Annotated in this window: 7 protein-coding genes and 2 pseudogenes; 1 reads left to right on the top strand and 8 read right to left on the bottom strand. The window is 72.6% G+C overall.

All coding sequences use genetic code 11. From position 1 onward, the window contains the following. The 8 genes and pseudogenes from ABD211_RS25675 to paaA all read right to left on the bottom strand — a co-directional run. Positions 1-199, bottom strand: a 199-nt coding sequence (locus tag ABD211_RS25675; protein ID WP_344137103.1) for a hypothetical protein, incomplete at its 3' end; no start/stop codon positions are given. Next, entirely contained in the window at positions 196-708 is a 513-nt protein-coding gene (locus tag ABD211_RS25670) for a hypothetical protein (protein WP_344137100.1), read from the bottom strand. The genes ABD211_RS25675 and ABD211_RS25670, both read right to left, overlap by 4 nt. A 60-nt stretch (positions 709-768) precedes the next feature. Then, positions 769-3315 (bottom strand): PKD domain-containing protein, encoded by a 2547-nt coding sequence (locus ABD211_RS25665; RefSeq protein WP_344137097.1) that lies wholly within the window; start codon positions 3313-3315, stop codon positions 769-771. A 163-nt stretch (positions 3316-3478) separates the two neighbouring features. After that, positions 3479-4564: a 2Fe-2S iron-sulfur cluster-binding protein gene (locus ABD211_RS25660; RefSeq protein WP_344137094.1), complete on the bottom strand. Its 1086-nt coding sequence runs from the start codon at positions 4562-4564 to the stop codon at positions 3479-3481. Next, the gene (gene paaD, locus ABD211_RS25655; RefSeq protein WP_344137091.1) at positions 4548-5057 is read right to left on the bottom strand and encodes a 1,2-phenylacetyl-CoA epoxidase subunit PaaD; all 510 of its coding nucleotides are present in this window, start codon (positions 5055-5057) and stop codon (positions 4548-4550) included. Before paaD ends, ABD211_RS25660 begins: the two co-directional genes overlap by 17 nt. Continuing rightward, positions 5054-5728 (bottom strand): 1,2-phenylacetyl-CoA epoxidase subunit PaaC, encoded by a 675-nt coding sequence (paaC, locus tag ABD211_RS25650; RefSeq protein WP_344137088.1) that lies wholly within the window; start codon positions 5726-5728, stop codon positions 5054-5056. The genes paaD and paaC overlap by 4 nt, the downstream gene beginning before the upstream one ends. Continuing rightward, positions 5725-5997 carry a 1,2-phenylacetyl-CoA epoxidase subunit PaaB gene (paaB, locus tag ABD211_RS25645; protein ID WP_344137085.1) on the bottom strand — a complete coding sequence of 91 codons (273 nt, stop codon included), beginning with the start codon at positions 5995-5997 and terminating at the stop codon, positions 5725-5727. Before paaB ends, paaC begins: the two co-directional genes overlap by 4 nt. Positions 5998-6067: 70 nt before the next feature. Beyond that, positions 6068-7030, bottom strand: a pseudogene (gene paaA / locus ABD211_RS25640) (1,2-phenylacetyl-CoA epoxidase subunit PaaA); the annotation flags it as partial. 174 nt (positions 7031-7204) lie between these two features. Here paaA and ABD211_RS25635 point away from each other — a divergent pair. After that, positions 7205-8029, top strand: a pseudogene (locus ABD211_RS25635) (hypothetical protein); the annotation flags it as partial.

The raw sequence follows: 8029 nt of genomic DNA, 5'->3' as shown, positions 1-8029 counted from the left end.
CCACGGCGGCCACGGCGGCTCGGCGGTCGTCGTCGACCGGGGCGCGGCTGGCGGCGTCCGCGAGAAACCGCCGGCAGTAGTCGGGGTCGGCGCGGGCGTCCTGCCCGCACGAGGCGCCGGGCGGGCCGGGGTGCGACCCGCACGCGGCCGTAGCGGCCGCGAGCAGGGCCCCGATCGCCAGCCTGGCCTTCCCCGTCATCGGTGGTCCGCCCAGCCGGGCCACGCCCGACGGACGACGGGCGGCGTGTCGACGTCACGCGGCCACAGGGTCAGCCGGTACGCGTCGCCGCCGCCGGCCGCGATCCCGCCCACCGCGGTGAAGCCGCGGCCGGCCACGCGGACGCGGTAGCGGCCGGGCGGGATCCCGGTCACGTCGCCGGCCGGCCCGCCGGTGCTCTCGAAGGCCAGCACGCCCGTGGGCACGTCGAGGTCCAGGTCGACCACGTGGTCGGCCACGTCACCGGGGTCGGCCGGCGCGTCGCGCACCGCCACGTGGACGGGGGTGTCGTCGCCCCACTGACCCGGTGTGATGACGGCGAGCAGCCCGCCGGACGTGCCGACGAACCGCCGGGACCCGATCGCGTCGGCGACCGCCGCCTCGTAGTGCCCGGCGGCGTCCGGCGCGTCGAACACCGCCGGGTCGTACGCGTAGAACTGGCCGTGGTCGACCGCGACCGTGAGGTCGACGGCGAGCCTGGCTGTGGCCATGGTCCCAACCTATCCGGAACGGTCGGCGGCGGCCGGGCGTCGCCCGGCCGCCGCGCTCACCTAACGGTCGATGGTGACCCGCCCGGACAGCAGCGTCCGTGGGTCGGCCACATCGATGTCGTAGTTCGTCCCCTGGCGGGTGTCGAACAGCGGGAAGTCCGTCGGGTACGTCCCGGTGCTCCGGTCCCAGACGACCATGCGGAACCGGTCGGGCCCGGGCCGGCAGTTGACGGTCTGCCCGTTGTCACAGCCGTCGTACCCGTAGAACACGAACCCGTACATCGACACACCGCCCACGCTGCCGGTGCCCTTGGCGGCCGTCTTCCCGTCCGGGGTGACGACCAGCCACTCCAGCGCGGTCGAGTCGAACCGGAAGTCCGTCCCCGTGAGCCAGGTCCGGGCCGCGCCGGTCGGCACGGTGTCGCTCTGCGGGTAGTACCGGGCCGTCAGGTGGAACCAGCCCTCCCCGGACGCGCCCGGGGCGGACCGCAGCGAGCCGGCCGGCGCCGACTCGGAGCCGTCGGCGTTGGTGAACCCGGCGCGCGGGTCGTACACGACCACCATGACCGACCGGCTGTCGCTGCCGCCGTCGTCGTCGGTGACGCTCACGTCGATGGTGAACATGCCGGCGCGGGTGAACGTGTGCGACCGGTCGCAGGTGCTGCTGGTCGCGCCGTAGTTCTCCGCCGACCCGTCGTCCCACACCACCCGGCAGGAGTGGGTGTCGTTGCTGCTCGCGTCGGTGAACGGCGCGTCCAGCGTGACGGGCGTGTTCACCCGGAACAGCTGCCACGGCTGCGGCGCGCGCAGGGTGAGGTGCGGTGGCGCGTTCTCCACCGTGACGATGGCGCTGTCGCTCAGCGGCGCCTCGACCTCGTTGTCGAGCGTCAGCGTCGCCGTGAAGGTCCCGTCGTCGGTGCAGGAGACGTACGTGGTCGGGCTCGTCTCGTCCAGGAACGTGCACGTGGTCCCCGCGTCCACGCCGGACAGCGGATCGATCGTCCAGCGCACCGTGGCGTCGTCGGGCTCGGGGGACGTCCCGGCGAGATAGATCAGCGACCCTTCGGTGCCGGTCACGTCCGGGCCGGCGTCCACGATCGACCCGCCCGGAATCTCCGGGAAGGGTCCGCCGCCGTCGATGATGTTCACGTAGAAGTCGTCGGTGTTGTAGAGGATCCGGTCGGAGCGGTAGTACTTGTTCAGGCGCGAGCCGGCGAGCTGGTTCTGCTTGGAGTCCACCGCCCGCACGGAGAAGTCCCAGCCGGCCTCACCGAGCCGGGCCCGGCTCGCCGCGCCCTCGCGGGTGGACCGGAACGGGTACTCGTCGCAGTCGTTGCCGGTCGTCGGCGTGTTGTCCGGCCACAGACCGAGACCCGCGTACTGGTCGCGGACCGGGCCGCGGCCGTAACAGGCGCCGTCCTTGTGGTCGCGGTTCTCGTTGTACTGCGGGTCGCTGTTGGCGATGCGGTGCAGCGCCGGCGCGCTCGCGTCGTCGAGGAACTTGCCGGGGATGCGTTTGTCCCGAGGGGGCGACACGCGGGGGTCGGTGCCGTTGGGGTTGTTCTGCGCGTCGCGGATGTGCTCGGCGACGCCCTTCACGGCGGGGTCGGCGGTGGAGTACGTCAGGTGCGGGATGACGTCGTAGAAGACGCAGGCCTTCGGGTCGCCCCGGTAGTAGGTGGCGGAGTCGCACCGGATCGTGCGCGACACGCTGTGCCCGGGGAATGCCAGCGGGAAGTCGTCCGTCGGCTCGGCCTCCCACCGGATGCGCCACTGGTGCCGCAGGATCTTGTCGGCGACGTCGGCCGCGCCCTCCTCGCGGGACGTGATGTCCCAGCTGAGCCAGTCGGAACCGTCGTCCCAGTCGGCGAAGGTGTGGGTGATCCCCGAGTTGGTGGCGACACAGTTGAGGTCGGTCACGTCGGCGCAGTCGAGGATGATCGTGCCCTCCAGGTCGGGCGCGACGGTGAACCGGTCGATGATGTCCCACTCGTCGTACTCGACGGAGTCCTCCTGGACCTTGAGGAACACCCGGATCGTGCGGCTCTTGTTGCTGCCGTACGCGATCAGCGTGTAGGTGAAGGTGTTCGTGCCCTCCAGCTCGATCGGCACGCCCTTGGTGTCGATCTCCCAGAAGTCGAACGCGGCGGTGTCCTCGCGGCAGTAGAGGAACCGGTTGTGCACCCGGCCGAACTGCGTCTTCGCGCCCGGGGCGTTGATGCACTCGTCGAGCTCGTTCTCGTTCGGGGCGTCGGGCACCTCGGACAGGAGCGACACCGTCGGCTCCGACGCGGGGGCGTCGAGGGTGGCCGAGTCGCGGTAGGTGAGCTGGTCGTTGGCCCGCGCGGCGGTCTTGGCGAGCCGGTCGACCTCGGCGGGCTTGACGGCCCGTTCCTCGGCTGGCCGCTTGGGCACGTTCCTCGGCTTCTCGCCGGGCTTGCCATCGGTGGTGCGGGTGCCGCCCGCCAACGCGGGCCGGGCGCCCTGGTCGACGAAGACGCTCTCGCGCGTGTCGTCGGCCTTCGGGGCCGCGGCGGCGGGCGCGGGCGCGAGCACCGCGGCGACCGCGACGGCGGTCATCGCCGCCAACGCGCGCCGTGCGGACATGGGTCGTGGGACATGACTGTGGGCATGCGGCATCAGCGGCATGAATCCCCCCGTGATTAGGTCTCGCCAGTCGGTTCGTCCTGATCAGATCCGGCCTGCCGAGCCGGAGGGGCCCATGGTAGACAGCCGCAAATATCGACGTCTATGCCTTTTCTGTTAACACTCAGGCGTCGTAGTCGACGGTCAGGTGACCTGTGAGCGGCGTCGCCTGGCAGGTGAGGACGTAGCCGGCGGTCACCTCGTCGGGGCGCAGGGCGTAGTCGCGGGCCATGACCACCTCGCCGTCCGTGACGCGCGCCCGGCACGTGGCACACACCCCACCCCTGCAGGAGTACGGCAGTTCGCCGCGCACCCGCAGGGCCGCGTCCAGGACGCGCTCGCCGGCCCGCATCGCGACCGTCGACTCCCGACCGTCGAGCACGAACGTCAGCTCCACCCCCTCGGCGACCGGCGCGACCACCGGTGCGGGCACCTCGTCGACGTGGAACAGCTCGGTGCGCACGGCGTCCGCCGGGACGCCGCGCTCGGCGAGCACGCCGCGGGCGTCGAGCACCATCCCGTACGGCCCGCAGAGGAACCACTCGTCCACGGTGGACAGCCCTAACGGCACGGCGTCGAGCAGGGCGCGGATCCGGTCGGCATCCAGCCGGCCGTTGAACAGGTCGCCGGCGCCGCGCTCGCGCGACAGCACGTGCACCAGGCTCAGCCGGGCCGGCCAGCGGTCCTTCAGATCGGCGAGCTCGTCGGCGAACATGACGCTCGCGGCGGCCCGGTTGCCGAACACGACCGTGACCCGGCTGGCCGGCTCGACGCGCAGCGCGGTCGCGACCAGGGACAGCACGGGCGTGATCCCGGACCCGGCCGCGAACGCGCCGTAGTGCCGCGCCCGGTCCGGCGCGAACGGCGAGGTGAAGTGCCCGGCGGGCGCCGAGAGCTCCAGCTCGTCGCCGGGCCGCAGGGCCGCGATGTGCCCGCTCACCAGCCCGTCGGGCAGCAGCTTCACGCCGATCCGCAGCGTCCCGTCGACCAGCTCGACGGGGGTCGAGCACAGCGAGTACGACCGGCGCTCCTCGCGCCCGCCGACCCGGGCGCGCACGGTCACGTGCTGCCCGGCCTCGAACGCGTAGAACCCCCGCAGCGCCTCGGGCACGCGCAGCGTGACGGCCACGGCGTCGTCGGTAAGCCGGGTGACCGCGTCGACGGACAGCGCGTAGAAGGTCCCGCGCAGCGGCTCAGTGCGGCTTGACATGCGTGAACGGCTCCCGGCACTCCTCACACCGCCACAACGCCTGACACGCGGTGGCGCCGAACGGCGACAACTCCGTGGTCCGCGTGGACCCGCACAGCGGACACGCGACCGGATCGTCATGAGATCTCGGGGGCAAACCCGTCCGGTAGGCCGTTGAAGCCCCCAGGATCGGCAAGGACCTCGGCGGCGCCACGCCGGCGGCCGTCAGTTTGGCGCGGCCGGCGTCCGTGATCCAGGCGGTGGTCCACGGCGGGGACAGTCTTGTGCGTACCCGGGCATCGGGGTGGCCAAGCGCGGACAGCGCCGCCCGGATGTCGTCGGTGATGGTCGCGAGCGCCGGGCACGCCAGGTACGTCGGGGTGATGGTCACCTCGACCGCCCCGTCGACGATCTCCACGGAGCGCAGGATGCCCAGGTCGTCGATCGTCAGCGTGGGCAGCTCGGGGTCCACGACCGCCGCGACGGCCGACCGCACCGCGTCGAGCGTGGTCACCACGTCGCCCCCGGGTGCGCGCGGTGCGTCGACTGCATCTCGGCCAGCAGGTAGGACAGGTGCTCCGTGTGCCGCCCCTCGCGCCCGCCGGTCGGCGCCCACCCGTCGGCCGGGCGCGTCAGCGTCGCCTTGGCCAGCACCGGCTCCACGACCGCCAGCCAGTCGGCGCGCCGGTCGAACTCGTGCGTATAGGGCCACAGCGCGTCCACGGCGTCCTGCGCGCGCGCGTGCGACTCCGCCGTCCCGTCGCCCAGCCGCAGCGTCCACCGCGTCGCGTGGTCGAGGTGGTAGGCCGACTCCTTGCGGGCCTTCCCCGCCACGTCCTTGAGCACTCCGGGCTCACCGTCCGCGAGCCGGTCATACAACAGCTTCTGGTACGCCGACAGAAAAAGCAGTTTCACCGTGAGTACGCCGAAGTCGCCCCACACGCCGCCGCCCGGGTCGTCGGGCAGCTCGACGAGCAGGCAGTTGCGGAACTCGTGCGCCTCGCGGCCGAACGCGAGGGCGTCCTCGTCCCCGATCGCGGACAGCAGCGCCCGGGCCACGCCGAGCTGGTCGAGCGCGATGTTGGCGAGCGCGACGTCCTCCTCCATCGAGGGCGCGCGGCTCACCCAGGCGAGCAGCCGCTGCGCGGCGATGAGCGCGTCGTCGGCGATAGCGAGCATGCTCATATGCCCGGCGCCCCCTCGGGCACGTCGTAGAACGTCGGGTACCGGTAGATCTTGTCGGCGGCCGGGTCGAAGAACGCGTCGCGCTCGTCGGGGCTGGACGCGGTGAGCGCGCCCGCCGGCACGACCCAGATCGAGACGCCCTCCTCGCGCCGGGTGTAGAGGTCCCGCGCGTACCGCAGCGCGGTCGTCGCGTCGTCGGCGTGCACGCTGCCGACGTGGGTGTGGGACAGCCCTCTCCGGGGCCTCAGGAACACCTCGTACAGGCTCATGCCGCCACCTCGCTCCGCGAGGCGTCGGCATGGGTCATACCGGCACTGATGATTCGCCCGCGTCGCTCGCTCATGGGTTCTTCTCCGCGTAGGCGGCGGCCGCGTCGCGTACCCACTGGTGTTGGTCGTGGGCGCGGCGGCGGTGACGCATGCGGTCCCGGTTGGCGGGGCCGTTGCCCGCGACGACGGCCATCAGCTCGGCGAAGTCGGGCGGGGTGAAGTCGTAGTGGCCGCGCTCGGCGTTCCAGCGCAGGTCCGGGTCGGGCAACGTCACGCCGAGCACCTCGGCCTGCGGGACGCACAGGTCGACGAAGCGCTGGCGCAGGTCGTCGTTGCTGTGCCGCTTGATGCCCCACGCCATGGAGCGCTCCGAGTGGGTGGAGTCCTTGTCGGGCGGGCCGAACATCGCCAGCGACGGGTACCACCAGCGGTCGACGGACTCCTGCGCCATCTTTTGCTGCGCGTCGGTGCCGTGGGACAGCGTGTAGAGGACGTCGTAGCCCTGGCGCTGGTGGAACGACTCCTCCTTGCAGATGCGGATCATGGCCCGGGCGTAGGGCCCGTAGGAGCAGCGGGTCAGCGGCACCTGGTTGACGATCGCCGCCCCGTCCACGAGCCAGCCGATCGTCCCGACGTCCGCCCAGCTCAGGGTGGGGTAGTTGAAGATGCTCGAGTACTTGTGCCGCTGCTGGAGCAGGGCGTCGACCAGCTCGTCGCGGGTCACGCCGAGGGTCTCGGCGGCGGCGTAGAGATAGAGGCCGTGGCCGGCCTCGTCCTGCACCTTGGCCAGGAGGATCGCCTTGCGGGCGAGGCTCGGCGCCCGGGTCAGCCAGTTGGCCTCCGGCTGCATGCCGATGATCTCGGAATGGGCGTGCTGGGCGATCTGTCGGATCAAGGTCGCCCGGTAGGCGTCCGGCATCCAGTCGCGCGGCTCGACCCGCTGGTCAGTCGCTATCAGCTCGTCGAAGTACGCCTGGGCGTCGGTGCCGGCGGTCACCGCTCCAGTGTTACAGCGTCTCGCAGCATGGGCAAGCTCCTGTAATACTCCTCCACGTGAGCACGCCCCGTCCGCGGCGGGCCTTTAGGATCATGCTCACTGCTGTTGACCGATGTCCGGTTTAACCCGCTACAGTTGTCATCCGCCGGCCCACCACCGGCGCCCTGTGGGCCACGCCACGGCACCCCGATCACCCCCCGAGGATGCCCCTTGTCACCCGACAACGACCCCTCGTACCCGCCCGCCCCCGGCAACTGGCCGCCCGTGCCGCACCCGCGCACCGGCCCTGCCGGCGAGGACGCGACGGCGCAGGGTCGTGCGGAGGTCCCCCATCCCGTCTACGGGCAGCCGCCGGCTCCCGGCCCGACCCAACCGCCCGCGTACGGTGGCCCGAACCCGCACCCCGTCCAGGCCCAGGGTCAGCACCACGCGACGGACACGTTCAACGCGTTCGACCCCCGGACCACCCGCGGCGGCGCCACCTACAGCCGCGACCTGCCCGGCGGCGTCCCGACCCAGCCGGCCTACGGCCACGACCCCCGACCGCCGTACGGCGAGCAGGGCGGTCAGGCCCCGCGCCAGAGCTACGGCCCGCCGGACACCGCCCGCCCCGCCCGCGGCAGCGCCACCCCCTACGGCCAGCCAGCACGGCCCGAGCCGCCCGCCTACGGCCAGGCCCCGCGACCCGACTCGCCCCCTTATGGCCAGGCGGCAAGGATCGACCCGCCCGCCTACGGCCAGGCCCCGCGACCCGATTCGGGCACCTACGGTCAGGCGGCACGGCCCGACTCAGCCACCTACGGTCAGGCCACGCGGCCAGACTCGCCTGCTTACGGCCAAGGTCCGCGCGCTGAGCCGGGCGCCCACGGCCGCGAGCCCAGCGGGTACGGCCGCGACCCGGGCGGTTACGGGCGCGACCCGGGCGGTTACGGGCGCGACCCGCGTGGCGACCACGGCGGGCCGGGCGGCTATGGCCGCGCCGGCCTGGGCGACAACACCGGGTCGGGCGCCCTCGGCTCGCGGCCGCTGATCGGC

The organism is Luedemannella flava (assembly GCF_039528515.1).
In the GTDB taxonomy this organism is placed as follows: domain Bacteria; phylum Actinomycetota; class Actinomycetes; order Mycobacteriales; family Micromonosporaceae; genus Luedemannella; species Luedemannella flava.
The sequence above is the reverse complement of the archived record's forward strand: the minus strand, read 5'-3'. Positions and strand labels throughout refer to the sequence as shown.